At 36.5% G+C, this 1,663-nt stretch carries 1 protein-coding gene; it reads right to left on the bottom strand.

Annotated elements, in window-relative coordinates:
• Positions 1-1,614, bottom strand: a 1,614-nt coding sequence (locus ERL59_RS20435) for a condensation domain-containing protein (protein ID WP_235929984.1), incomplete at its 3' end; no start/stop codon positions are given.
• Positions 1,615-1,663: the final 49 nt, after the last annotated feature.

Raw genomic sequence — 1,663 nt, 5'->3', positions numbered from 1 at the left:
CACTGATTTTTGCTTTGGATAGTTGATTGTTGTTTCATTAAATCCTGTGAAAATATGAACTTCTTTCTCCGTTACAATCTCCATATCGGCAATGGTCGTTTCTGGATCTTCTATGATTTGTTCAGCCAATGTCCTTAGATGCATAATCATACGCTCAATAGTTTCTCTTTTAAATAGTTTCGTTGCATACTCTAAACTTAAATAGAGTTTATCGGAATCTTCAATCACTGTTAACGTAAGATCAAATTTTGAAATGTCATTTTTTATTGGATATGGTTGAATGTTTAACTCTTGTAACTCTATTTCCTGCATCTCTATGTTTAACATATTAAATAAAACACTAAACAATGGATTTCTACTCATATCTCGTTCTAAATCTAACTTCTCTATTAAATCTTCTAACGGATAATTTTCATTTTCCATCGCTTTTAATGTTTGTTCCTTCACTTCTGCTAAAAAAGTGGTAAATGTTTTGTTTCTCACTGGTGTATTGCGCATAGCTAACGTATTCACAAAAACCCCTACAATACCTTCTGTATCTGCATGGTTCCTACCCGAAACTGGGGACCCTACGATAATATCTTCCTGACCTGTATATTTAGATAATAAAATCGTGTATGCGGATAGCATCACCATATAAAGAGTGGTATTGGTTTCTTTAACCAACTGATGGAGCTTTGCAGTCAATACCTTATCCCAATGAAAATCCATCGTTTCTCCATCAAAACTCTGCACGGAAGGTCTAGCATAATCCGTAGGTAGATTCAACACAGGGATTTCATCTGCAAATTGATCTAACCAATATTGCTCCTGTTTCTGTATCACTTCTGTTGCTCGTTGCCCTTCCTGCCAGATAGCAACATCTTTATATTGAACTCGGAGTTTAGGGAGATCTTTGCCTTCATAAAGCTGCATAAAATCTTCAACCAATATATTCATAGAGACCCCATCTGAGATCACATGATGCATATCAAATAGGAAAATATACTCTTGTGAATCGACTTCAATCAGACTCACTCTGAATAATGGTGCCTCATGTAAATCAAACGGTTTAACGAACTTGGAAACGAGATTCTCTACTTCTTGCTTCTCTGCATTTTGGTAGCGTATCTCAAATGGTAACACCTCATGAACACGCTGAACGAGCTCTCCTTCGACCATTTCAAACGAAGTTCGCAAGCTTTCATGGCGAGCCATCAGACTTTTGATTGCCCTTTTAAAACGTGTCCGATTCAAACCCCCTTTGATCGTCATCACAGCAGGCATGTTATAGCTGACTTTTGCGCCTTCTAATTGCTGTAATACATACAACCTTTTTTGTGCTGAAGATGCAGGATAAATTTCTCTTTCCTCCACTTGAGGTATAAATAAAAATTGACTTTTGTCTAATTGTTGCATTCTATCTGCCAACTGTTCTATTGTTGGATAGGAAAAAATATCTTTTAATGAGATTGAGATTTCCATTTCTTTCTGTATCTTTGATGCTAAATACATGGCTTTTAAGGAATGGCCACCGAGTTCAAAAAAATGATCTTGAATGCCTATCTTGTCTATATCCAGTACTTGCCCCCATATAGTGACTAATTGATTCTCCATTTCATCTCTTGGCGCCATATACTTCACGCCTGAAGATTGATTCAAATCTGGTTTAGGTAACGTCTTT

This window comes from Chengkuizengella marina (assembly GCF_009910845.1).
In the GTDB taxonomy this organism is placed as follows: Bacteria; Bacillota; Bacilli; order Paenibacillales; family KCTC-33759; genus Chengkuizengella; species Chengkuizengella marina.
This window is presented reverse-complemented; position numbering and strand designations above follow the sequence as displayed.